Annotated in this window: 18 protein-coding genes and 5 tRNA genes; 12 read left to right on the forward strand and 11 right to left on the reverse strand. The window is 67.2% G+C overall.

Annotated features, from left to right (window positions below):
• Positions 1–325 precede the first annotated feature (325 nt).
• Complete coding sequence (locus tag K6142_RS04855; RefSeq protein WP_190244280.1) at positions 326–2,035, reverse strand: sensor domain-containing diguanylate cyclase; 1,710 nt, start codon at positions 2,033–2,035, stop codon at positions 326–328.
• A gap of 328 nt (positions 2,036–2,363) precedes the next feature.
• Between K6142_RS04855 and ruvA the strand changes: the two genes are divergently transcribed.
• The 7 genes from ruvA (at position 2,364) to K6142_RS04890 (ending at position 9,876) form a co-directional block, all read left to right on the forward strand.
• Positions 2,364–2,972: a Holliday junction branch migration protein RuvA gene (gene ruvA, locus K6142_RS04860; protein WP_190244281.1), complete on the forward strand. Its 609-nt coding sequence runs from the start codon at positions 2,364–2,366 to the stop codon at positions 2,970–2,972.
• Complete coding sequence (gene ruvB / locus K6142_RS04865) at positions 2,972–3,976, forward strand: Holliday junction branch migration DNA helicase RuvB (RefSeq protein ID WP_190244282.1); 1,005 nt, start codon at positions 2,972–2,974, stop codon at positions 3,974–3,976. Before ruvA ends, ruvB begins: the two co-directional genes overlap by 1 nt.
• A gap of 263 nt (positions 3,977–4,239) precedes the next feature.
• On the forward strand, positions 4,240–4,971 hold the full coding sequence (gene thyX, locus K6142_RS04870) for an FAD-dependent thymidylate synthase (protein WP_190244283.1): 732 nt from the start codon (positions 4,240–4,242) through the stop codon (positions 4,969–4,971).
• Between the two features lie 147 nt (positions 4,972–5,118).
• Entirely contained in the window at positions 5,119–5,496 is a 378-nt protein-coding gene (locus tag K6142_RS04875) for a hypothetical protein (protein ID WP_155860574.1), read from the forward strand.
• A gap of 56 nt (positions 5,497–5,552) precedes the next feature.
• Positions 5,553–7,049 carry a chromosomal replication initiator protein DnaA gene (dnaA, locus tag K6142_RS04880; RefSeq protein WP_190244284.1) on the forward strand — a complete coding sequence of 499 codons (1,497 nt, stop codon included), beginning with the start codon at positions 5,553–5,555 and terminating at the stop codon, positions 7,047–7,049.
• Between the two features lie 271 nt (positions 7,050–7,320).
• Complete coding sequence (locus K6142_RS04885; RefSeq protein WP_190244285.1) at positions 7,321–7,875, forward strand: helix-turn-helix domain-containing protein; 555 nt, start codon at positions 7,321–7,323, stop codon at positions 7,873–7,875.
• 327 nt (positions 7,876–8,202) lie between these two features.
• On the forward strand, positions 8,203–9,876 hold the full coding sequence (locus tag K6142_RS04890; protein ID WP_190244286.1) for an AMP-binding protein: 1,674 nt from the start codon (positions 8,203–8,205) through the stop codon (positions 9,874–9,876).
• Positions 9,877–10,272: 396 nt separating this feature from the next.
• On the opposite strand, the gene K6142_RS04895 is transcribed toward K6142_RS04890, so the two are convergent.
• The 4 genes from K6142_RS04895 to K6142_RS04910 all read right to left on the reverse strand — a co-directional run bounded on the left by K6142_RS04895 (position 10,273) and on the right by K6142_RS04910 (position 14,440).
• Positions 10,273–12,027, reverse strand: a complete 1,755-nt coding sequence (locus K6142_RS04895) for a YcaO-like family protein (RefSeq protein WP_190244287.1) — start codon at positions 12,025–12,027, stop codon at positions 10,273–10,275.
• A gap of 92 nt (positions 12,028–12,119) precedes the next feature.
• Positions 12,120–12,914 (reverse strand): class I SAM-dependent methyltransferase, encoded by a 795-nt coding sequence (locus K6142_RS04900; protein ID WP_190244288.1) that lies wholly within the window; start codon positions 12,912–12,914, stop codon positions 12,120–12,122.
• Between the two features lie 411 nt (positions 12,915–13,325).
• A complete protein-coding gene (locus tag K6142_RS04905) occupies positions 13,326–13,964 on the reverse strand; it encodes a GNAT family N-acetyltransferase (RefSeq protein WP_190244289.1) in 639 nt (212 codons plus the stop codon).
• Positions 13,965–14,365: 401 nt separating this feature from the next.
• Positions 14,366–14,440: transfer RNA gene (locus tag K6142_RS04910), tRNA-Gly, on the reverse strand.
• A gap of 318 nt (positions 14,441–14,758) precedes the next feature.
• Between K6142_RS04910 and K6142_RS04915 the strand changes: the two genes are divergently transcribed.
• Positions 14,759–15,178 (forward strand): DUF302 domain-containing protein, encoded by a 420-nt coding sequence (locus K6142_RS04915; RefSeq protein ID WP_190244290.1) that lies wholly within the window; start codon positions 14,759–14,761, stop codon positions 15,176–15,178.
• Positions 15,179–15,249: 71 nt separating this feature from the next.
• Here K6142_RS04915 and K6142_RS04920 read toward each other — a convergent pair.
• The 4 genes from K6142_RS04920 to K6142_RS04935 all read right to left on the reverse strand — a co-directional run bounded on the left by K6142_RS04920 (position 15,250) and on the right by K6142_RS04935 (position 15,627).
• Positions 15,250–15,324 (reverse strand) — tRNA-Gly (locus tag K6142_RS04920).
• Between the two features lie 57 nt (positions 15,325–15,381).
• Positions 15,382–15,456, reverse strand: a tRNA-Gly gene (locus tag K6142_RS04925).
• Between the two features lie 8 nt (positions 15,457–15,464).
• Positions 15,465–15,539, reverse strand: a tRNA-Cys gene (locus K6142_RS04930).
• Positions 15,540–15,552: 13 nt separating this feature from the next.
• A tRNA-Gly gene (locus K6142_RS04935) sits at positions 15,553–15,627 on the reverse strand.
• Positions 15,628–16,102: 475 nt separating this feature from the next.
• Between K6142_RS04935 and dksA the strand changes: the two genes are divergently transcribed.
• The 4 genes from dksA (at position 16,103) to K6142_RS04955 (ending at position 21,691) form a co-directional block, all read left to right on the forward strand.
• A complete protein-coding gene (dksA, locus tag K6142_RS04940; RefSeq protein WP_012611178.1) occupies positions 16,103–16,465 on the forward strand; it encodes an RNA polymerase-binding protein DksA in 363 nt (120 codons plus the stop codon).
• Positions 16,466–16,688: 223 nt separating this feature from the next.
• The gene (locus tag K6142_RS04945) at positions 16,689–18,683 is read left to right on the forward strand and encodes an NFACT RNA binding domain-containing protein (RefSeq protein ID WP_190244291.1); all 1,995 of its coding nucleotides are present in this window, start codon (positions 16,689–16,691) and stop codon (positions 18,681–18,683) included.
• Positions 18,684–18,845: 162 nt separating this feature from the next.
• Positions 18,846–20,309: an EAL and HDOD domain-containing protein gene (locus K6142_RS04950; RefSeq protein WP_190244292.1), complete on the forward strand. Its 1,464-nt coding sequence runs from the start codon at positions 18,846–18,848 to the stop codon at positions 20,307–20,309.
• 2 nt (positions 20,310–20,311) lie between these two features.
• The gene (locus tag K6142_RS04955) at positions 20,312–21,691 is read left to right on the forward strand and encodes an L-serine ammonia-lyase (RefSeq protein ID WP_190244293.1); all 1,380 of its coding nucleotides are present in this window, start codon (positions 20,312–20,314) and stop codon (positions 21,689–21,691) included.
• 323 nt (positions 21,692–22,014) lie between these two features.
• Here the strand turns inward: K6142_RS04955 and gap are convergent, their stop codons facing one another.
• Both gap and fba read right to left on the reverse strand, forming a co-directional pair.
• Complete coding sequence (gene gap, locus K6142_RS04960; protein ID WP_263284228.1) at positions 22,015–23,013, reverse strand: type I glyceraldehyde-3-phosphate dehydrogenase; 999 nt, start codon at positions 23,011–23,013, stop codon at positions 22,015–22,017.
• 21 nt (positions 23,014–23,034) lie between these two features.
• Positions 23,035–23,958: a class II fructose-1,6-bisphosphate aldolase gene (gene fba / locus K6142_RS04965; RefSeq protein WP_012611183.1), complete on the reverse strand. Its 924-nt coding sequence runs from the start codon at positions 23,956–23,958 to the stop codon at positions 23,035–23,037.
• Positions 23,959–24,509: the final 551 nt, after the last annotated feature.

The following is a 24,509-nucleotide window of genomic DNA, read 5'->3' on the forward strand; positions in this document are numbered from 1 at the left end:
CCCCTTTCGCGCAAGGGCCTGTCCGGCGCGAAGGGGGAGAACAGTCGGCAGGGGACATCCCGCGCCATGCGGGCACCGTGACGGGGTGACTGAATACATGGCCCCGAAGGCATGGTGCCCTGAGAAAAAGGCCGTCCGGCGTTACCGGGCGGCCCGTGTTTTTTCAGGGGAACGGGTGCGGTCTGGACAGGTGGAGCGGGCAGGCTGTGCAGGCAGGTGCGCGCGGGACATGTGAGCGACCCGGATCGCGACGCCACGGCTTCCGCATTGTTCCCGTCTTCGTCCCGAGCGTCGTCCCGGCTGGCCTTCTGCCCCGTGTCGGGCTTCAGTCTTCGCTCCCGGGCTCACTCAGGATGACACAGTGCGGCGGCGGGCTTCCGCCCGTCAGCGTTTCCTCGGGCACCTGCGTGGCCCGCACCGTGCGGTTGCGGCCACAGCGCTTGGCCATGTACAGCGCCGCGTCCGCCACGTGCATCCAGCGACCGGGTTCCATATCCGGGCGCGACTCGGCCACGCCCGCGCTGACCGTCATGGGGATGGGGCCGTCGGCATGGGGCAGCGGGGTTTCCTGCACCTTGCGGCGCACCCGTTCCAGCAGGGTTACGGCTTCACGCTCGCCCGTGTCGGGCAGCAGCAGGGCGAATTCCTCGCCGCCCACGCGGGCCAGCAGGTCCGGTTCGCGCAACTGGTTGCGGATGATCTCGGTCACGTGGGCCAGCATGGCATCGCCCACGCCGTGGCCGTGCTGGTCGTTCACCGCCTTGAAGTGGTCAAGGTCCAGCATGGCCAGGGCCAGCGGGTGGCCGCTGCGCGCGCTGCGGGCCAGTTCGGCGTTCATGGCCTCGTCCAGCCGCCGCCGGTTGAAGCAGCCGGTCAGGTGGTCGCGTTCCGCAATGCGGCGCAGTTCCTCGTTCAGGCGGGTGAGGGCCTGGTTGTTGCCCTCTATGATGCGCAACTGCGCATGGTTGTGCAGGGTGTAGATGACGGCGGAAAGCAGGGTGCCCAGCACGGCCAGGCCGCACAGCACCGCGAAGTGGAAGCGCACCTGCCGCCGGTCCTCCAGGCTCAGGGCTTCGCCCACCTCTTCGGCCACGTGCAGCGAAAGGCCGTCCTGCGGGCGGTGGATCACCCCCAGCAGCGCGGGGCGGGTGGCATCGCCGATGAGCGTCAGCCCGTGCTTTTCGCCGATGCCCCGCACCACGAAGGGGCGCAGCGACAGCTCGGGAAACGCCTCGCGCTTGTAGCGCAGGATGCGCGCGGAGATGGGCATGTCGCGCACCGGGGCATCCGGCAGGGCATGGAATATGTGCGTCTTGTCGTTGGCCAGCACCACCACGCCCTGTTCGTCGGTGATGAAGGCGGCGTCCAGGCGCAGTCGGCGCGAAAGGGTGGGCAGGTCGGTCTTCACGGCCACCACGCCCAGCACCGTGCCGTACTGGCGCACCGGAGAGGCGAAGAAGAACCCCGGCACGCTGGAAACGCGCCCCACGGCAAACTGGCGGCCACGCTCGCCGGACATGGCGGCGATGAAGTAGGCGCGGTCGGCGTAGTTGGTGCCCAGCAGGCTGTCCGCGGAGTCGTAGTTGCTGGTGGCAATGCACGTGCCGGAGTGGTCCATGAGCCAGGCGATGTGCAGGTCCATGGTTTCGGCAAAGGTCTTCAGGAAGGTGTTGACGGGGGCACGGCGCCTCACGTCGGCCTGCTGCTGTTTGCGCGGTGCCGCCTCCGGCCTTGGTGCCGCCTCGTCACGTATGCGGTCGTCCTGTGCCAGCAGGTCGGGCAGGCGGCGCAGCCCGGCAAAGGCCAGCTCGAATTCGTCGTTCACCGTGCGCTGGCGCAGGGCCAGCCGCGCCTTGGCATCGGCCACCATGTCATCCAGCGCGCGGACCGCCCACATGTCGGCATATCTGTCGGCCACGTAGAGTGCGCAGGGCAGCAGCAGTATCAGTGTCAGCAGCAGCAGGCGGATGGGGGTGCGTTCCGCGTGCAGGCGGAACAATGCGAAGGGAGAAAGCGGGCGGGTCGGCAAGGGCATGCGGGGGCTCCGGGCGGGTTTCCCTGATGCGGGGTGCGTGGGATCATACGGGGTTTTCCGATTCGTACCAAGGGCGTTATCCGGAAAGGAAGGTTTTTTCCGGCGGGCGGACTGGGCCGTACCGGACAGGACCGGACAGGACCGGGCTGGAGTGGGCCAGGCAGTGTCGAACTGGGCCAGACAGGGCGAACTGGGCCAGGCAGGGGCGAGCTGGGCCAGGCAGGCGGGATAGGGCGGGGCATGCTGGGCAGGCTGTGGCAGGACCGTGCTGCGCGCCCGGCTTTCGGCCCGGACGCTTTTTGTGTAGGGTGCCGCGAGAGGTGGAACCATGATCGCGTATGTCGAAGGCCGCGTTGCCGAAATTTCCGGCAATGCCTGCGTGGTGGTGACGGATGGGGGCGTGGGGTACGAGGTGCACCTGCCCGCGCACACCCTGTCGCGCCTGCCGGAACGGGGCGGGCAGGTGGCCTTTCACGTGCGGACGGAAGTGCGCGAGGATGCCCTGGAACTGTTCGGCTTTTCCTCCTGGGACGAACGGCAGACCTTCATGGTGCTCACCACCATCAGCAAGGTGGGCGCGCGCACGGCTCTGGCCATCCTTTCGCAGTTCCGCCCCGACGACCTGCGCCGCCTGGTGGTGGAGGACGACGTGCTGGCGCTGACGCGGGTGTCCGGCATCGGCAAAAAGACCGCGCAACACATCTTTCTGGAATTGAAGTACAAACTGAAGGTGGAAGAACTGCCCGCGGGCCTTGTGCTGGCGGGCGGGGCCGCGCCGGGCGGGGTGTTCCGCGATGCGCTGGCCGGGCTTGGCAACCTTGGCTACCTCGAGGACGAGGCCGCCCCGGTGCTGAAGGAAGTGCTGAAGGCCGAGCCAGACCTTGACGTGGCCGGGGCGCTGCGCGCGGCCCTGAAGGCCCTGGCGAGGGGGCGCTGATGACGGCACAGTGCAAGGGACCGGATGGAGGGGGCGCAGGCAACTGCGCAACCATCTGCATGGACGAGAACGTGCGGCCGCGCAGCCTGGACGATTTCATCGGGCAGGACGAGTTGCGGGCCAACCTCAAGGTTTTCGTGGCGGCGGCGCTGGAGCGCGGGCAGGCCATGGACCACCTGCTGTTCTACGGCAACCCCGGCCTCGGCAAGACCACCCTGGCCCAGATCATCGCGGCGGAACTGGGCGTGAACCTGGTGTCCACCTCCGGCCCGGTGCTTGAGCGCAGCGGCGACCTGGCGGCCATCCTGACCAACCTCGGGCGGCACGACATCCTGTTCGTGGACGAGATCCACCGCATGCCCGTGGCGGTAGAGGAAGTGCTGTACCCCGCGCTGGAGGACTTCAAGCTGGACCTGGTCATCGGCCAGGGACCGGGGGCGCGCACGGTGAAGATCGACCTCGAGCCGTTCACCCTGGTGGGGGCCACCACCCGCATCGGGCTGTTGTCGTCGCCCCTGCGCGACCGCTTCGGCATCATCAGCAGGCTGGAATTCTATTCGCCCGCCGACCTTGCGCGCATCGTCACGCGCACGGCGCGCATCCTGGGGGCCAACCTGACCCCGGAAGGCGCGGTGGAGATAGGCCGCCGCTCGCGGGGCACCCCGCGCATCGCCAACCGGCTGCTGCGCCGGGTGCGCGATTTCGCCGCCGTGCACGGCAACGGCACCATCACCCCGGAACAGGCATCCGCCGCGCTGGGCCGCATGGACGTGGACGAGAGCGGGTTGGACCAGATGGACCGCAAGCTGCTGTCCGTGCTCATAGAGCACTTCGGCGGCGGCCCGGTGGGGGTGAAGACCCTGGCCGTGGCCTGCTCCGAAGAGGTGCGAACCATAGAAGACATTTACGAACCGTACCTGATCCAGTGCGGCTTTCTGAAGCGCACCCCGCGTGGTCGCGTGGCCACGGCCAAGGCTTACCGGCACCTCAACCTGCTGGCCTGACCATCCGGCCAGATCATCTGGCCAGATCATCTGACCTGCCACTGGCTTGACGGCGGGCGGCCCCACAGGTCAATCCCGCGTGACCCGACCTGTGTGGTCAATTTCGCGCGGCCCGACCCATGCAGCCTGACCTGTGCTGCCTGACCCGTGCGGCCTGCCCCGTGCGGACTGGCTGCCGCCGGACAGGTTGCGCGCGGTAGGATATGCGCCGCAATATCCTGTCTCCACCCCTTGCCCGGCCATCTGCCGGTTACGGAATCCCCATGCCCAAGACGACGCTGCGGGTCGAACTGCTGGCCCATACCCCGGAACCGCTCTCGCTCATCTATGCCGCCTTTCGCCAGTGCTACCATTCCGGGTTCGTGGCCGACATGTGGCCGCGCCTGCTGTCCGGCGAGATCGCGCGCGAGAAGCAGGCCCAGTTCGTGGCTTCGGTGATGGAATCAGGCCATGCCAGCCCGGTGGAGCACGTCAGCTTTACCTTCGCGGCGGAAGGGGTGTCCCGCGCGCTGACCCACCAGTTGGTGCGCCACCGCATCGCCTCGTATTCGCAGCAAAGCCAGCGCTACGTGGACGGCAGCAACTTCGACTACGTGCTGCCCCCGGCCATTGCCCGCAATCCGCAGGCCCTGGCCCGCTTCGAGCAGTGCATGGCCGAGATCGGCGACGCCTACCGCGACATCAAGGCCCTGCTGGAAGCCGACGGCAGGGCCGGGTCCAGGTCCAACGAGGATGCCCGCTTCGTGCTGCCACAGGCGGCGGAAACGCGCATCGTGCTGACCATGAACTGCCGCAGCCTGCTCAACTTCTTCGAGCATCGCTGCTGCATGCGCGCCCAGTGGGAGATCCGGGCCATGGCCGACGCCATGCTGGGCCTGTGCCGCGGCGTGCTGCCGGAACTGTTCGCCGTGGCCGGGGCCAAGTGCGAACGGCTGGGCTACTGCCCGGAGGGCGAACGGTTCACCTGTGGCCGGTATCCCCTGCGTCAGCCCTGAGTGATCGTGCGCAAGCGCACGGCCAGCGGGAAGCCGGCGGGAAGCCGCTGGCAGACGGGCGGGGGGCGCCACGCGCAACGTCTTTTTTCCGCATGGCGGGCGGAATCGCACTGCGTTGGCCAACACTCTGAAAAGACAGGCTGTCCAATGGCTTTTGCTGCGTTCGAGGCAGCGTTGTTTCCCGCCGCGCGTGTGGGCGGCTGCCCTGTCTCTTTGTCGGGACACGGCGCTGCACGTGCCTGCTCGGTGACGCGGGATGCCGGGCGCAGTGTATTTGTTTCACGCGGATGGTGTCGTGGTGAGAAAAAAATAGATGCACGGGCAATTTTTGGGCGTAATTCAAGAATGTGCCTGTGGAAAAGTTTTTTCGTTGATGTGGAAAACAGGGGTTCTCGGCTGTGGAAAGTCTTGCCTGCCAAGGTGTCCGCAAAACGGCGGAATGACGCCATCGAGTGGTTAGATTCTGTGATTGCAGTTGGTTATCTCGAAAAAAGTCTTGGGAAACAGGGCGCGAGTTACGCATGACGACAGGCGCTTTTTCTCTGTTGCAACCCAACCTCGAACTCCGTAAACCAAGCACCATGATTTCAATTTGGGGCCAAATTCAGAATATTCTAGAAAAGAGTCTCAATCCGGGGCTCTTCAAGGTCTGGATCTCGCCGTTGGCGGCAGAGGTCCAGGACGACGTGCTGCGCCTGGTGGCTCCCAACGAATTCGTTGCGGCCTGGGTCCGCGACCGGCTGCTGGATGACATCGTGCAGGCGGCCACCGCCGTGCTGGGCAGTGCCCCCACCGTGGTGGTGGATGCCGCGCCGCAGGGCGCGGGCAGCCTTTCGCCGCGCATGGGCCGCGCGGGTGCATCCGCATCCGCCGCCGTACCGGGCGCGAATGCCGCAGACGGCACCCAGCCCGTGCCCGCCGTCCAGATTTCCTCTGCCGTGCAGGCCGTGGCCGCCCGCTCCGCATCCGGCGTCGGTGCGCGTGCCGCCCACGTCGCCCAGCCCTCACAGCTGGGCCTGCCGCTGGACATGCCCGCCCCGAACCGCGCCCTTAACTGGCGCTTTTCGTTCGACTCGTTCGTGGTGGGGCCCAACAACGAACTGGCCTTTGCGGCCTCGCGCGGCATCTGCCGCGAAACCCTTTCCGCAGACACGCTGTTTCTCAGCTCCGGTCCGGGCCTTGGCAAGACGCACCTGATGCAGGCCGTGGGCCGCGCCCTGTGCGAGGCCAGCAACCGCGCCACGCCGCGCGTGGAGTACCTGACCGCCGAGGAATTCGCCACCCGGCTCATCGCCGCCCTGAAGGCGCGGGAAGTGGACCGCTTCAAGGCCCGCTACCGCGACGTTGACGTGCTGCTGCTGGAGGACGTGCATTTCCTTCAGGGCAAGGAACGCATGCAGGACGAGGTGCTGGCCACGGTGAAGGCGCTGAAGTCGCGCGGCAGCCGCGTGGTGCTGTCCAGCTCGTTCGCCGCGCGCGACCTCAAGAACCTGGATACCCAGTTGGTGTCGCGGTTCTGCTCCGGCTTTCTTGCGCACATCGACAAGCCCGGCTTCGAGACCCGCCGTCGCATCCTGTGCGAAAAGGCCCGCCTGCATCAGGTGATGCTGCCCGACAACGTCACCGATCTGCTGGCCGACCGCATCCGCACCGACGTGCGCCAGATCGAAAGCTGCCTGCACAACCTGGTGCTGAAGGCCAAGCTGCTGAACCGCCAGATTTCCATGGAGATGGCCTGGGAAGTGCTTGGCCACTATGCCCAGCAGGAAGTGGTCATGGACTTCGAGGGCATCGTGCGCAAGGTGTGCGAAGGCTTCGGCATTTCGCCCAAGCAGCTCAATTCGCGCAGCCGCAAGCGTGAATACGTGGTTGCCCGCAACTCCGTGTTCTACCTGGCCCGCAAGCACACCGACCTTTCTCTGAAGGAGATCGGCGACCGGTTCAGCCGCCGCCATTCCACGGTGCTGAAGGGCATCACCTCCATCGAGCGCGAAATGAGCCGCGAAACGCCGTTGGGCCGTCAGGTCACCAACACGCTGTCGCTCATCGAACGCAACGGTCGAATTACCTACCCCTAGCCATGGGGGGTGCCGCCGCGTACGCGGTTGGCAGGGCGCATGCCATTACGGCGGCGCGGACCTCCCCGGTTCGCGCCGCCTTTCGTTTTGTCCGTGCCCGGGGGGCGGACAGGAACAGCAGAGACACCGGCAGGCTGCCCGACCTGCGGATGTCATTGGCATGGCGGGCTTTTCATTTACGGCACGCTGGGGTATCGCAATGCTTCCCCCAGCCATCGAGAGCGCTACCGCAATGTACGGGGGCGCCGGAGCACAACAGGAGGACCGGACGATGCAACAACCGCCCTACAAGGAAATAGCGCCGCGCCTGGCCGGGCTGCGTGACGCCTGCGGCTTTACGCGGCAGGAACTGGCGGACAAGGTGGGCGCAACCGAGGCAGAGGTGGCCCGCTTCGAAAGCGGCGAGGTGGAGATACCGGTGAGCTTTCTCACCGACGTGGCCCGCGAATGCGGCGTGGACCTGACCGCGCTGATTTCCGGCGGCGACGCCCACCTGCACGGCTACAGCCTGGTGCGCAAGGGCGAGGGCCTTTCGGTGCAGCGCCGCAAGGACTACGACTACTGGAACCTGGCCTCGCGCTTCACCAACCGGCGCATGGAGCCGTTTCTGGTGCGCGTGCCCCCCAAGGAAGAAAAGGATCTGGTGTTCAACTACCACCGGGGCCAGGAATTCATCTACATCCTGGAAGGCCGCCTGGAGATATGGTTGAACGACGCGCGCCACGTGCTGGCCGCGGGTGACAGCCTGTACTTCAGTTCGCGCATCCCGCACGCCCTGCGCGGCCTTGATGGTGTGGATGCGGTCTTTCTGGACGTAATTAGCTAGGGCCGTCCCGGTGGGCCTTTCGTCCGCTGGCTGACCGACCCGAAGGGCGCGAAGCGTGCCCGTTAAGCGAGCTTGCGAGCTTTACGGGCATCGAGCGCAACGCGGTCAAACAGCGTCCGGCATTCGGTCAAATACCGAAAGCGTATGTTCCCTCAGGCCGGACTTGTTTTCCTTGCCAGCGAACGAAAATCCGCACCGGGCCGCGGTCCTTCGGGCGTAGCCCGCTATTACGCCGCAGGAAAACGCCCCCACCGCCACCATGGGGGGCGCGCCGTACACGCCATCAGTCAACAAGCCCGCAAGGGTTTGCTTCACAGGGATGCACCCATGACCTACACCACAAAGTTTACGGCCAAGGATTACAAGGAATTCTGCGCCGCGTTCCGCATCGACGCCCCGGACACCTTCAATTTCGCCTTTGATGTGCTGGACCCCATCGCGGCGGCTGACCCGGGTCGGCTGTGCATAGCCCATGTGGATGATGCGGGCGTGCGGCGCGACTACTCCTTCGCCTGGATGGCCGAGGCCTCTGCCAAACTGGCCAATGCGCTGCGTTTGCAGGGCATCCGCAAGGGCGACCGGGTGATGCTGGTGCTGTACCGGCGCATCGAGTTCTGGGTGTCCATGCTGGCCCTGCACCGCCTTGGCGCGGTGGCCATTCCCGCACCGGCCCAGCTCACCCCCAAGGACATCGTGTTCCGCGTGGAGCGCGCCAAGACCCGGTGCGTCATCGTGGACCATTCCATCACCGACCGCGTGGAGGCCGCCCGGCCCGACTGTCCCGGCCTTGCCGTGTGCGTGCAGGTGGGCGGCGACGCCCTGCCGCGCGGCTGGGTGGACTACGACACCATCTTCACCCCGGCGGAGGCCAGGTTTCCCCGTCCGGAAAGCCCGCTGGAATTCGCGGGCGGTGAAGACCCGCTGCTGATCTTCTTTTCGTCCGGCACCACGGGCATGCCCAAGATGGTGGAGCACGTGCACACCTATCCGCTGGGCCACCTGCTGACCGGCATGTACTGGCACGACCTGGTGCCCGGCGACCTGCACCTGACCCTGGCCGACACCGGCTGGGGCAAGGCGGTGTGGGGCAAGTTCTACGGCCAGTGGATGGCCGGGGCCTCGGTGTTCGTCTACGACTTCCGGGGCAAGTTCGAACCGGCGGCCCTGCTGGACGTGCTGGCCACCCACGCCGTGACCACCTTCTGCGCGCCGCCCACCGTGTACCGCTTTCTGGTCCGGCAGGATCTGTCCACGTACGACCTGTCGAAGCTGCGCCACTGCACCACGGCGGGCGAACTGCTGAACGACAGCGTGTTCCACGCCTGGAAGGCCGCCACCGGCCTTGAAATCCACGAAGGCTACGGGCAGACCGAAACCACCCTGCAAATCGCCACGTTGCCGTGCATGACCCCCAAGGCGGGTTCCATCGGTCGCCCCATGCCCGGCTGGGATGTGGTGTTGCAGGACGCGGCGGGCAACATCTGCCCCCCCGGCGAGGAAGGCGAAATCTGCGTGCGCGTGGCCGAGGGCCTGCCCGTGGGGCTGTTCCGGGGCTACCTGGAAGAGCCGGAAAAGACCGCCTCGGTTATGTTCGGCGGCTACTACCACACCGGCGACAAGGCCTGGATGGACGAAGACGGCTACTACTGGTTCCTGGGCCGCGTGGATGACCTGATCAAGAGCTCTGGCTACCGCATCGGACCGTTCGAGGTGGAAAGCGCCCTCGTGGCCCACCCCGCCGTGGTGGAGGCCGCCGTGACCGGCGTGCCCGATCCGCTGCGCGGACAGGCCGTGAAAGCCACCGTGGTGCTGGCCGCTGGCTACACCGCCTCGGACGCACTGACCAAGGAGCTTCAGGACCACGTGAAGAAGGTGACCGCGCCGTACAAGTACCCGCGCATCATCGACTACGTGGCCGAACTGCCCAAGACCATCAGCGGCAAGATCAAGCGTGCCGAAATCCGCGAACGCGACCAGCAGGCCGGTGGGCCCGGGGCGTAGCGGGTCTTTCGATTCTTTGTGAGGCGCTGGCGTTTTGGTTTTTGTTGTTTTTGTACGCCTCCGGCGTGCAGGGGGCTACCGCGCGTTGCGATCGCCATCCGTAATGCTCGAAGACTCGCATAACGGCTGCCGCGCGTTGCGATCGCCATCCGTAATGCTCGAAGACTCGCATAACGGCTGCCGTCCCCTGCACCCCTTCAAGGTAAAAAAAAAGAACGGGGAGAAGGCGTATCGCCTTCTCCCCGCTTTACTTTCGTGTGCGGGTTCTTGTGAGTTTCATGGTCCATGGCCATGAGCCGATTTCCTACCCCAACTAAAAAGTTTGGGAGGTAGGGGGGCCGGGGGAAGGAACCTTTTACAAAAGGTTCCTTCCCCCGGTTCGTTTTTCGTCTTTCCCTACCCCCCCTGGGCTTGCAGTTCCGCAAGATGGGTACGGGCGAAGTCGAGGGAGGGGTCGATTTCGAGGGCGGCTTCCAGCAGGTGCGCGGCGGTGTCGGCATCGCCGAGGAATTTGTGGCACAGGCCCAGGTTGGCGAGGTCGATGACCGAGCCCTTGTCCAGGTGCAGCACGCTTTCGAAGTTGGCGGCGGCCTTGGCGTAGTCGCCCAGCTTGAAGTGGCACACGCCGCGCAGGTTGAAGTATTCCTTCATTTCCGGGCAGGCGGCCACGGCGCGGTCAAGGCCGGGCAGGGCTGCGCCCCAGTCCTGGGCCAGGGTATGCACGTAGGCGCCGTAGAAGGCGGCAAGGCCGCGCGCGTCGGCGTCTGGTTGCAGGGGTTCGCTGGTTTCGAACCAGTGGCGTGCCTCGTCCAGGGCTTCGGCGCGCAGGGCCAGCATGCCCCGGAAGAACGGCACGAAGTGCGCGCCGGGGTATATCCCTGCCAGCACCTCTAGGCCGCGCAGGGCGGTTTCGGCGTCGGCTTCCTCGCTCAGGATGCGGCCCACGAACAGGCCGATGGAGGCGTTCTTGTCCCGTTCGCGAAAGCGGAACCCCGGCACGATGTTGTAGTGGGTGGACACGTCCGCGTCGGGGTTGCGGGTGGAGATGGACAGCAGGGTGTAGCCCTGCCGGGCGAGGCCGTCGGAGAGGGTGGTGAGCTCGCGCAGGATGTCGTCCGATTCCACGGTGGGCAGCGAGGACAGCGGCACCACGGGGCCGCGCCGCAGCCATTCGATGTCTTCCAGCCGTTCGTACTTGGGCAGGCCGGAGGCCTCGTAGCAGGCGCCGGTGATGAAGTCGCCCGCGAGCTGGGCGATTTCGGTCAGGGCGCGCACGGCGGCCTTGACCGGGGTGGCGGCGGTGCCGGCGGTGTAGACGATTTCGGAGCGGGCCGGGAAGGTGGCCGGGTCCCAGGCCACGGCGCCCACGGTGGGCACGGGCAGGCCAAGGGAAAATTCCTTCAGCACCACCTGCACGCCGTGCCGGGCAAAGCGGTCCAGCAGGTCGCGCAGCACGGCGTCGTCGCCGGAGTTTTCGGGCGAGATGTCGATGGTGGGCAGTTCGGGCATGGTTTCGTCGATGATGCAGCACACGTGGCGCTCCACCAGTTCGCAGGCGCCCTGGAGGATGGATTCCTCTTCGGTGTTGCCCGCCGACGAGCCGTTGAACTCGCCCAGCTTCTTGAACCAGTCCAGCGGCAGCCACACCTCGCGGCCCTCGGTGCCGTCGCGCGGGATGACGGTGGCGGGGAAGAACTTCCAGCGGATCAGGTCCAGGGCGCGCACGGCGTCGTGCGGGGCGATGGGGTCGTGCACGGATTTGGCGATCTCTTCCACCGGCAGCAGCGCATCGCCGAAGCGGGCCTGCGCCTCGCTCCAGGTGGCTTCGACCATGCCGGGCATGTCGCGCCAGAAGGTGAAGAAGCTATAGCGCTCCATCAGTTCCATCAGGGCCGATGCCTCGGCCTGCTCCACGGACGCGCCCTTGCCCATCTGCTTGCGGGTGGGCATGACGCGCTTGGCGTCGGCCCCGCACATGCTGAGAAACACGGGAATGCCCAGCCGGTCCACGTCCACGCGGCGGGTTTCGGCAAGGATGTCCACGTCGAGGCTGGCAAGGCGCTGGCGCACGCGGCGCACGGTTTCCACGGGCGAGGTGGCCTTGTCCTGGTCCTTGGTATAGCCCTTGGGGCAGGGAGAGAGCTTGATCATGCGGATGGTCCGTGTGGGGTCGAGGTTGCGGATGCGGGCCGTTTGGTGATCCGGCTGGCTACGCCGACCGGTGCCGTGATCGGCTGGGCCGACTAGGCGGGGGCGGCGGGCGCGGCGCCCGTGCGCTTGGGGGTAAGCCGGTGCACCAGGAACAGGCGGCGTTCTTCCTGCCCGTCGTCGCCGGTGGACTTGATGCCCACGGGCTGCTCGGCCACGTCGAAGTCGCGCCCGGCCAGCTTCAGGAAGTGGGCGGCCTTGCGGCGCTTGTCGGTGCACAGCATGGCCTGCCCGCCGGAGGCCACGTGGCGGGCCAGGAACTTGGCCAGCGGGCGGTGCAGGTCTTCCAGGTAAAGGATTTCGGCCCCGGCGATGACGTCGTAGCGGGCGTCCAGCCGCGCGGTGGTGATGTCGCAGCGGCGCACCTCCACTCGGTCGGCCAGGCCATTGCGCAGCACGTTGATGCGCGCGAAGAGCAGGGCGTCGTCGTTCACGTCGGTGATGGTCACGCGGGCAAAGCCGTAGCGCGCGGCGATGAGCCCGGTGACGCCGCAGCCCCCGCCGACTTCCAGCAGGCTCTTGCCCGCCGGGTCCAGCTTGCGCAGAAAGCGCCCCAGCAGGAACGAGGCGGGCCATATCTTGGCCCACAGGGGCAGGTCGCGCAGCGGGTCCTTGATGGCGTTGGTGGCGATGAGCCGGTCGAGGTGGCCGGTCATGTTGCGGATTTGCAGGATTTCCAGCGGCGCGTCATCCACGGTGAGGGTTTCGAATTCCACTTCGTAGCGTTCGCGCGCCCTGGCCAGCAGGCGTTCCAGTTCGGCGGCGTGCGCTTCCGCCGTGGGCGCGGTTTCGGTGCTATGGAGGTCCGGGGTGTCCGGTTGTTCGGTCATGGGCTGTCCTTTTGTGGGCCGATGGCTGCGGTGAGCCGGTTGCCGGGGCGCGCGCCGGGCGGGCGGATGCGAAGGCCGGAAGAACCCGGCGTGCCGGAGGGCACGAGAGGGCTGGCGGCGGCGCGTCCGGAGTTCATGCCTCAACAGGGCGGGCAGTGCAAGTTGGGCGGGGGTAAGCACGCGCTTTGCGGCGGATGGCGGCGCGGGGATAAGGGCACGGGTGGGGCCGGGCGATATGGCCTGCTGGCGCTGGGATGAAGGGCGAGCGGGCAGGGGGGCACAGCACCCGCGCCGGGGATGCGGAAGGCGGCCGGGCTGGCCGGACTGGGCGGACTGGCCCGGCTACAAGGACTGGCCGGATTACAAGGACTGGCCCGACTGGCCAGAGTACACGGACGCCCGGCACAATGGTCATTCCGCCAGGGCCGGTTCGCCGGAACTTCGGGAAGGCAGCCCGCCCCGCGGCGTGAGCCGCTTGCGGGCCTCTATGGCCACCAGCCGCACGAAGCCGCCCTCCACGGACATCACCCGGATGTCCCGGCGCAGTTCGCGGTAGCCGTGCTCCTTGTAGAAGGCGAGGGCGTTGAGCGAGGCGGTCAGGCGCAGTTCCGGCCAGCCCTGTTCCACGGCACGGCGTTCCAGTTCGCGCAGCAGTTCGCTGCCGGTGCCGGGCGGGGCCTGCGGTGCGGCGTACAGGTAGGCCACCTCGTCGCCGCGCAGCGCGCCGAAGCCGACCACGCGGAAGGACGTCGCGGGGGCGGGCGGCGTACCCCCCCGTGGTCTGCGGGCTTCTGGGTTCGGCGCTTCCCCAGGGGGTGGGGCGACTGGTGGGTCAAGGGGCGTCGCAACCCCTGCCTCCGCCACCAGAAACGGGTTCATGCCCAGTTCAAGCTCCCGCCGGAACTGCTCCACAGTGCGGCCAGCGCACCATGCGGACAGCTGCTCCGCGTCGTAGCTGCATGTCGCCTTGCCGTTGATGGCGGCATGGAACACGGCGGTGACGGCGGCGGCGTCGTCCGGGGTGGCAAGGCGGATGGCAATGCGGGGCATGGGGCGTCCTGCGGCTGGGGTGATGTTTTCGGCATATGCCGGTAACGGCTGGTGAGCAACCGCTTTGGCCGGTTGCGGCGGCTGCGCGCGATGCTGCCGTGCCCGGGCCGATGGGGAAGATGTGGGCGCCGGAGGCACAAGGGAAAGAACACCGGACCGGGCTGATCGGAGAAGGCGCTGGCTGGCGTTGCGCCGGTGCGCGAGGAATGGGGAGAGGCGGTCCGTCAGGCCGGGATATGCCGTGGCGGCGGGCAGCCGGTGCGGGCCGGAACGGGCCACGGCAGGCCCGGGTTGGCCGGAAAAAGGCATGGAGGCATAGTCCCCGTCACCGCCGTTCATTCCGCCGGAAACGGCGAAGGTCGCCTTGCGGCGACCTTCCGTACCCCCGAGGGGCGAAATTTTGGAGCGGGAGACGGGATTTGAACCCGCGACTTCAACCTTGGCAAGGTTGCACTCTACCACTGAGTTACTCCCGCCCTTTCGGGCGACACGCGGACGGGGCGAAGCCGCCGTTCCCTCGTGCGGAGGGAGAGCTACCCTTTTTGTCGGGGACTTGTCAACATGCATGCACGAAAAAAAATGGCGCACCGGGCAGGGGGGGGCGGCAGCGCGACGCGGGGCGCGATGCCGAAGAGGGGCACCACGTGCCGTTTATTGCGCGGGGGAAAAGGCGTAGGATGGCGGTGTCTGCCGCATCGTGCGGTCTCGGATGTCGGGACCGGAGAGCGCGCGGCTGCGCATTGGGCATATGGTGTCGGTTCCTGCGCGCAACCGTTCGGAAGAAAGGAGGAGATATGATGGAAGCAAAGAGCGACGAGGTGGTTTGCGTGACCTGCCACGTGATCTGTGAGGGGACGGTTCCGGAGGTTTGGGGGCGCTTGCTGGGAACCCTGGACGACATGAACGTGCCTGTGTTCTGCACCGTGGACCATGCGGCCAACGCGGAAAAAGCGGGGCTGCGCATGCCTGCCACGCGGGTGGTGACCTTTGGAAACCCCGCCGTGGGCACGCTGCTGATGCTTGAAGCTCCGGGCATCGCCATGGACTTGCCGTTGCGCATGCTGGTGCGCGAGGCAGAAGGCGTCACCGTGCTGTCCTACGAGCGACCGGAGGCGCTGGCCGTACGTCACGGCATTGATCCGGCCTTCGGCCCCGTGGAAAAGGTGTCCACGTTCATGGCGGGGCTGGCGGAGTCGGCGCGCACTGGCCGATAGGTAGGTAATATGGGGGGCTTTGCGGCCACGCGGCAAAAAGCCCCCGCGCATGGCGCAGGGGCTATGTGTTCTGGAGCGGGAAACGGGATTTGAACCCGCAACCTTCAGCTTGGGAAGCTGACACTCTACCGTTGAGTTATTCCCGCTAATGGTGGGGTATCGCTAGGGTTTTCCGCGCTGGGCGGTGCACCCGAAGGAGACGGTGGAGCGGGAGACGGGATTTGAACCCGCGACTTCAACCTTGGCAAGGTTGCACTCTACCACTGAGTTACTCCCGCACCGATGCTGGAGGCGGCATCCGGATTTGAACCGGAGAATGGAGGTTTTGCAGACCTCTGCCTTACCACTTGGCTATGCCGCCTCATCGGTTTCGTTGGAGCGGGAGACGGGATTTGAACCCGCGACTTCAACCTTGGCAAGGTTGCACTCTACCACTGAGTTACTCCCGCTCAACGAGGAGAGCCTTCTACGTCACAGCCCCGCTCCCTGTCAAGCGAGGTTTTTGAAAAAACACGACCAATTTCCATAATATGTTGGCCGGTGCGGATTTGCGGGCACGGCGCGGCCATGGCGACGGCGGTTTTCATGTCCCGGTCGGTTGGGGCTTGCCCCGTGGTGCAGTCCGTCGCGCAGCCCGGTCGTTCCTGCTCCGTCCGTCTGGCCTGTCTCGTCGTTTGTCGGCGCACGGGGCACGTGCGCCGTTGCATCCGCCCTTGTTCCGCGTCATTCGTGGTTTTTCTGGCGTCAGTCAGCGCCTGCCAACGCTGCGGGCGGTCCGTCCGGGTTTCCGTGAACGGAAATCAGGCCTCGCCCCTTTACTTTTATTGGCCGGATGATTTATGGCAGTTGCCTTGCAAGCGACAGCCCCACCCGGCACGCGTGCCGCCAGGATGCGGTGCGCTGCGTACCGCGAGGAGGTTCCCCATGGATCAGAAGGATATCGAGTACTTCCGCGTATTGCTGACCCAGATGCTGGAAGAAGCCACGCAAAAGGGCGACCTCACGCTGGAAGACATGACGGATAACAACGAGGTCTTCGCCGATCCGGCGGACCGCGCCACCATGGAATCGGATCGCGCCTTCACCCTGCGCATCCGTGACCGCGAGCGGCGGCTGATCAAGAAAATTCAGGCGGCGCTGGGCCGCATAGAGGATGGCTCGTTCGGCATCTGCGACGAATGCGGCGAGGAAATCGGCGTGCCGCGCCTGAAGGCGCGACCCGTGACCAAGCTGTGCATCAACTGCAAGAGCAAGCAGGAAGACGACGAGCGCGTCCGAGGCGATTAACGCCCACCACGGCCCCTCACCCCTGCCGGGATGAGGGGCCGTTTTTTGTTGCGCCGTGTTGCGCGCCGTGTTGCGCGTTCTGCCAGATGCCCGGTAGCCAGTGGCAGCCGGGAGGATGCATCAGACGCCTGCTCCGGAGCTGTCCGGCCCGTTCGGTCCTTCGGGCCCTGCCGGGGGCGGCTGCCCACGCATGCTTTCAGGGCGCACAGCCAGGGAAACGACGATGGACGCCCATCTGTTCCGCCGCGTCTGCCGGGCGCTGGTTCCGTTGCTGGCCGGGTGCCGCATCGAAAAGATCCACGCACCCGCGCCGGACATCCATTCGCTCACCATCTTCGCCGCCGGGCGCAAGCAGGTGCTGGTGCTGCGCCACGGGCGCCGGGCGCCGCTGTTGTATCTGGCCGCGCACAAGCCGCCCAATCCGGCCCGGCCCGACGCCCAGATCATGTTGCTGCGCAAGCATCTGGCCGGACGCCGCGTGGCCTGGGCCGGGTGCGACTGGCCCCGCCGCAGGCTGGCCCTGCGCATGGCGCCGCCAGCCGGACAGCCTGACGGGGCGACGGACGGGGCTGCGGATGGGACTGCGGACGGGCGGCCAAACGGTAAGGGCGCAGGGCAGGGCGCCCTGGTGCTGCTGGACCTGCGCGAGGGCATGCGCCTCGTGGATGCCCTTCCCCCCGACTTCGGCGCGGACCCGGTCTGGCCGCAGTTGCCGCCCCCCTCGCAGCCCGGCGCCTTGAAGGCCACCCTGCTTTCGCTGTGCGACGATGCCGCCACCGGGTCCGACCCGGTGCTTACTCCGGCCCTGCGGCGCACCCTGACAGCCCTCGTGGGTGGTGGGCAGCACGCCAGCCCTTCCGCCAGACCCTCCGGCAGCCCTTCCGGCAGCGTCCCCGACAGTTCCCCCGACGCCTTGTCCGCTACCTTCGTTGACGTCCCGGAAGACGGCGTGCTCGACGCCTGCGCCCTGCTGGTGGACCTGGATTCCGGCGAGGGCGACGTGTTCCTGTACCGCCAGCGCAGCGAGTCGGGGGATGGCCCCGGCGAGGCCGACGGTCCCGGCGAACCCGACGAGCTTTCCGCATGGCCCCTGCCCGCATCCCTGCGCGGCAACCGGACGGAAGAGGTGCACGAATCCGCGCTGGATGCCGCCGCCATCCTGGGCGAGGCCGCCGCGTTCACCGGGCTTGCCGATGCCGCGCGCACGGATGCCGCCGCCCCGTTCAAGGCCGAAGCCAGGCGGCTGCGCCGCCTGCTGGCCAAACTGGACGACGAGGAGCGCCGCCTGCGCGCCCTGCTGGACCAGCGGGCCGATGGCGTGGCCCTGCAAGCGGTGCTCTACCAGTACCCGCCGGATGCCCGCCTGCCGGAAGTGGTGGTGCCCGATGAGGCCTTGCCCGTGTCGGCATGGCCGGAAGGCGCGGGCGACGGGCCATCGTCCCCGGAGGGCACCCTCGGCGCAGGTCCCGCAGGCCGCACCATCCGTCTCGACCCGCTGCTGACCGTGCGCGAGAACATGGCCGCCATGTTCCACCGGTCCGACCGGGGCGCGCGCGGACTCGCCATTCTCGAACGCCGCCGGGCGGAAGTGGCCCGCGACCTTGCCGCCGCCGAGCAGGGCGCAGCCATGCCCCCAGGCGGCGGATTGCCCCCGGTGCAGGCCCGGTTCACTCCCGCCTCCCCGGTCAGGCTGGGCAAGGGCGGCAAGGCCACCTCGGATTCGCGCAGGCAGCCCCGCGACGCCGGAACCGGCAGCGACGTGCAGCGCTTTCGCAGTTCCGACGGCTTCCTGCTGTTGCGGGGGCGGTGCGCCGAGGGCAACGCGGAACTGCTGCGCATCGCCTCGCCCTTCGACTGGTGGCTGCACGCGGAGGACGGCCCCAGCGCGCACCTGATCATCCGGCGCGACCACCCGGCGCATCAGGTGCCGGAACGCACCCTGGCCGAGGCCGCCGCGCTTGTGGCGGTGAAAAGCTGGCAGCGCAACGCCGCCCGCGCCCGGATCATGGTGGCCCTGGTGCGCGACGTGCGTGCCGTGAAGGGTGCCGCCCCCGGCGCCGTGCGGGTGGATGCGGTGTCCCGGTCCCTTTCCGTGGCGCCCGACGCCACGTTGGAAGGCGCCCTGCGCCTGGACAATGGTCCGGACGCCACCGTCCCGCTACCCGCTGCAAAGCCCGCCCGCGCCACCACCGGCAAGGGGCGCGGCGGACGGCGCTGAGTAGCCAGCCCTCGTTTCCCTTGCACTCCCGCGGATTGTGTCGGCGTGTTGACCGACGTGCGGCATACCGCATACAGTCCGCCACAACCTTGCGGAGGCCCGCAGGGAACTGCGCCGCTGGCGCGGGATTGTGGGAACATCGGGGGGGAAGGGATTTCGCACATGCTCAGGCGCATGCGGTCTTTGCTCGGCCTTGCGGATGACGACGACCACCCTGCCCGCACCCCTTCCGCCACCAGCGGTCAGGAGGCGGGAAAGGCGGCTCCGTCTTCCGGCGCGCGCATCGTCCCGCCGACCGTTCAGGACGGCACGGCCTGCGGCCCGGTGTTGCTGGTGGCCCGGCAGCCGGTGTTCGACGCCTCGGGAGAGGTGTGGGGCTACGAACTGCTGTTTCGCCATCCCGATTCCCCCGAATGTTGCAGCGGCGATGTGGACGCCAGCGTGGCCACCGCGTCGGTCATTGCCGATGGCTTCGCCATGGCCCGTCCGGCCCTTGGGCAGGGGCAGCGGCTGCTGGTGAACTTCGCGGAGGACATGTTGCTGGAGGGCACGCCGCGCATCCTGCCCCCCGACGTGTGCGGGGTGGAGGTGCTGGAAACGGTGCCCGCCACCGAGGCCGTGCTGCTGGCGCTTTCCGCCCTCAAGGCCGAGGGCTACCTGATCGTGGTGGACGACTACGCGGGGCAGCCCGGCATGGATGCGCTGCTGGACCTGGCGGATATCGTCAAGATCGACGTGCTGGGCCGCCCGCTGACGGACCTGGCCCGCGACGTGGCTGGTCTGCGCTCCCGCCAGTGCCAGTTGCTGGCGGAAAAAGTGGAAGACCTCGCCACGCACAGGCAGTGCGAGGCCCTGGGTTTTTCGCTGTTCCAGGGGTTCTTCTTCAGCAGGCCGGAACTGGTGCACGGCAGGCGGCTGGACAGTTCGCAGGCGGCCAAGATGCGCCTTTTGGCCACCCTGGCCCGCGAGGACGTGAACATCAAGGCCGCCACCGAGGTGGTGCGGTCCGACGCGGCCCTTTCGTACAAGCTGCTGCGGTACATCAATTCCGTGCATTTCGGGCTGCCGGTCAAGGTCACGTCCATCCAGCACGGCATCTCGCTGCTGGGCACGCGCAATCTGGTGCAGTGGCTGTGCGTCACCGTGCTTTCCGAATTCGACACCGGGCCCATGGCGCGCGAACTCATCGCGGTTTCCGCCCTGCGCGCCAAGTTTCTGGAATTGTGCGCATCCCGCGCCACGTCGCGGGCCAGACAAATGGACGCCGGACAGGTGGACGCCGGACACATGGAAGCCGGACACGCGGGTACTGGACAGGCCCGGCCCGCTCCGCAGTCGGGGGCGATGTTCATGCTCGGGCTGTTCTCGCTGCTGGAACCACTGCTGTGTCTGCCGCTGGCGGAACTGTTGCGTTCCCTGCCGTTGGCGGATGAGCTGACCGAGGCCCTTGCCGCGCACACCGGCCCCTACGCGCCGTGGCTGGAACTGCTGGAGCACTACGAACGGGGCCGCTGGGACGAAGTGCTGGCCAGCGGCGAAGCCATGGGGCTTACCCAGGCGGACCTGGCCATGGCCTACGCGGGCGCGCTGGAATGGAGCGCCTTCTTTCACGACAGGCGGGAGTAAGAATGCAGCCTCTGGTCGCCACCATAGAAACGTCGCTGTTCGACATGTTCGAGGCCGGTCCCGGCCCGTCCAGTTCCCATACCATCGGTCCCATGAAGGCCGGGCACGACTTCCGCACCCTGTGCGCGGCCCTGCCGCCAGAGGTGCTGGCCTGCGCGGCTGACATCCGGGTGCGCCTGTTCGGCTCGCTGAGCGCCACCGGCGTAGGCCACGGCACCACCGGCGCGGTGCTGGCCGGGCTGCTGGGGCACCGTCCCGCCACCTGCCCGCCGGGGCTGCTGGAATCGCTGCCCGCGCTGCCGGAAGGGGAACGCACCCTGCGCCTGGGCCCGGCGGCCCTGGTGCTGGCCGAAGGTACGGTGCGGCGCGATGCGGTGCAGCACGCCTACCCCTTCAGCAACACGCTGGTCATGGAACTGCTGGATGCGCACGGCGTGGTGCTGTGCGGGCGCGAGTACTATTCAGTGGGCGGCGGTTTCATCCAGTGGAAGGGCTGGCAGCCCGAAGAACGAGGCAAGCCCGCGCACCCGTACCGCAGCATGGCGCAACTGCGCGCGCGGCTGGTGGAAACCGGGCTGACCATCCATGAACTGATCCTGGAAAACGAAATGGCAGTTACCGGCATGGGCCGTGCCGCCATTCTGGACCGGCTGGCCGCCATCATCGAACTGATGGAAGCCAGCGTGCGGCGCGGCATTGAGGACGGCGGCCCGCTGCCCGGCACCCTGGGGGTGCACCGCAAGGCCCGCGTGCTGCTGATGCGTGCCCAGCGCCTGCCCAACGAGGTGGATGTCTTTCTGGGGCGACTGAACGCCTACGCCTTTGCCGCCGCCGAGGAAAACGCGGCGGGCGGGGTCATCGTCACCGCGCCTACCTGCGGCGCGGCGGGGGTGATGCCCGCGCTGCTCTACGCCATGCGCCACGACCTTGCCATCGGCGACCGGGCCGTGCGCGAGGGGGTGCTGGCATCGGCGGCGGTGGGCTTTCTGGCCAAGCACAACGCGGGCATCGCCGGGGCCGAGGTGGGCTGCCAGGGCGAGGTGGGCGTGGCTTCCGCCATGGCCGCCGCCATGCTGGCCCACGCGCGCGGCAACCCGGTGCACGTGGTGGAGAACGCGGCGGAAATCGCCTTGGAACACCACCTGGGCCTGACCTGCGACCCGGTGGGCGGCTACGTGCAGATTCCGTGCATCGAGCGCAACGCCGTGGGCGCGGTGAAGGCCTACAACGCCTGCCTGTTGGCCACCTGCGAAGACCCGCGCCACCACCGGGTGGCGCTGGACAGCGTCATCGCGGCCATGGCCGAGATAGGGCGCGACATGAACGCCAAGTTCAAGGAAACGTCGTCCGGCGGGCTTGCGGTCAGCGTGGTGGAGTGCTGACCGGTTAGTTGCCTTCCGGTACCCGAAAAGAGAGCGGCGTCCACCCCGTATGGGGATGGGCGCCGTCATTGTTGCTGGCAACGTCTGCTTTTGGACGCCTCCGGCGGCCAAGGGGCATCCGTCCCTTGGAACCCCATATTTCATGCTCTCATAATATGCTGGGAACACAGAAGAAGTTTTCGGGGCGAGGGGCTGGGAGAGCCCCCTCTTTTTTAGAAGGGGCTCTTCACCCGGAGGAGTTGGGATTTGTCAGCAGTCAGAAACGGCGTCCACCCCGAGCGGGATGGACGCCGTCTGCGTTCATTGGCGGTGCGGCGGTGGACCTACAGGCCCTTGCCGACCATGCGCAGCAGCCGGACGAGCTGGTTGGTGAAGCCCGCCTCGTTGTCGTACCAGATGATCAGCTTCAGCATGGTGCCATCAATGACGCTGGTGCACAGCGCGTCCACCACGCCGCCGTAGATGGAGCCCATGTAGTCCACGGACACCAGCGGCTCTTCGGTGTAGCCCATGTTGCCCAGCAGCGGTCCCTCGGCCGCGGCCTTCAGCAGGGCGTTCACCTCTTCCACGCTGGTGGGGCGTTCCAGTTCGCAGGTCAGGTCCACCAGCGACACGTTGGGGGTGGGCACGCGCACGGCCATGCCGTCCAGCTTGCCCGCCAGCGCGGGAATGACCAGCGTGGTGGCCTTGGCCGCCCCGGTGGTGGTGGGGATCATGGACAGGGCGGCGGCGCGGGCGCGGCGCGGGTCCTTGTGCGAACCGTCCAGGATGCGCTGGCTCATGGTGTACGAGTGCACCGTGGTCATCAGGCCGTGCCTGATTCCGAACGCCTCGTGGATGGTCTTGGCGGCGGGGGCCAGACAGTTGGTGGTGCACGAGGCGGCGGAAATCACGTCGTGCTTCGCCGGGTCGTAGTCGCCATGGTTCACGCCCATGACCACGGTGACGTCGGCGTCCTTGGCCGGGGCGCTGATGACGGACTTCTTCGCGCCGCAGGCCAGGTGCTGCGCAAGGCCCGCGCGGTCCTTGATGGTGCCGGTGGTTTCCACCGAGATGTCGATGCCGAGGTCCTTCCACTTCCATTCGCCCGCGCGTTCGCGGGTGACGGCAATGTGGCGGCCATTGACGATGAGCCCGGCATCGTCGTGCGCCACTTCGCCCCGGAAGGTGCCGTGGCACGAATCGTACTTGAACAGGCGGGCCAGAGAGGCGTTGTCGGCGCGGGCGTTGATGGCAACCACGCCAAGGTCGTCGGTATCGGCCAGCAGTCTGACGAGGTAGCGGCCAATGCGGCCGAACCCGTTCATCCCAAGCTTGATCATGATTCCGTTCCCCTGAGACGGTTAGATCTTGTTCGAGCAGCCAAGCACGTTGCGGATCTTGTGCTGCACCATGTTCTTCACGGCGTCGCGCGCGGGCTTGAGGTACGCGCGCGGGTCGAAATCTGCCGGTTTTTCCATGAAATGCTTGCGGATGGTGGCGGTCATGGCCAGGCGGATGTCGGTGTCGATGTTGATCTTGCACACGCCGTAGGTGGCCGCCTTGCGCAGCAGGTCCTCGGGCACGCCCTTGGCGCTGCCCACCTTGCCGCCGTAGGTGTTGGCCATGTCCACGAATTCCTGGGGCACGCTGGACGCGCCATGCAGCACCAGCGGGTAGCCGGGCAGCATGCTGGTGATCTTTTCCAGCCGCGCGAAGTCCAGCTTGGCCTCGCCGGTGAACTTGTAGGCCCCGTGGCTGGTGCCGATGGCGATGGCCAGCGAATCGCAGCCGGTGCGCTTCACGAAGTCCACGGCCTGGTCGGGGTCGGTGTACACCGAATGTTCCGCCGAAACCTCGTCCTCGACGCCCGCCAACTGGCCCAGTTCAGCTTCCACCCACACGCCGCGCGCGTGGGCGTATTCCACCACCTGTCTGGTGACGGCGATGTTTTCTTCGTACGGCAGGTGCGAGCCGTCGTACATGACCGAGGTGAAGCCGCCGTCGATGCAGTCCTTGCAGATGTTGAAGTCCTGACCGTGGTCCAGGTGCAGCACCACCGGCAGGTCGGTGTCCATCAGGGCCGCCTCGATGAGCTTCACGATGTAGTTCTGCCCGGCGTACTTGCGGGCGCCGGCGGAAACCTGAAGGATCAGCGGGGCCTGCTCTTCGCCGGCCGCCTGCATGATGCCCTGGATGATTTCCATGTTGTTCACGTTGAAGGCGCCGATGGCGTACCCTTCCTTGTAGGCCCGCTCGAACATCTGCTTGGGACCGGTCAGCGGCATGGATTCCTCCTGCTGCGCCGGACGGGCGTGATGCCTGCTGGTCCGGCGGTGGAAATGAGTTCGTCGGTCGCGCCCCGACGGCGGGTTCCCGCAGGGTGGCGCGCGCGATCCGCGCATGCCTCCGGAAGGTCCGTCCGCGATGTCCCGTCCGTGGTTTCCGGTGGCGTGTCCGTGCAGGCGCAGCCGCGCGGGATGCCATGGCGCAGGGGTGGGTATGACCTCTCGACGAAGGCGCGGGAAAGATACCCGAATCCGTGGAAAAAATAAAGATGGGCCGCGCAAGGCGGCCCATCCTTCGCGCAAAAGGGGTCACAAGGGCGTATGGGGCGGGGAAGGGGCCGCAAGCGGGTGGAGAGGACCGAAGCCCTGCTTTCCGGAAATGTCCGTTGTACCCATGTGCCCCACCGGGGCGCCCCGGCATCGGCAAATTATGCCGATGTGGCATGCGTGCGACCGGGACTTTTTTCGTATGCACAGGTCGGTTCCCGTGGCACGGGGAACGGGCCGACAATATGTGGTCGTGGAATGAAATTTGCTGGATTATGCCGGGG

Source organism: Nitratidesulfovibrio sp. SRB-5 (genome assembly GCF_019931275.1).
GTDB lineage: Bacteria > Desulfobacterota > Desulfovibrionia > Desulfovibrionales > Desulfovibrionaceae > Cupidesulfovibrio.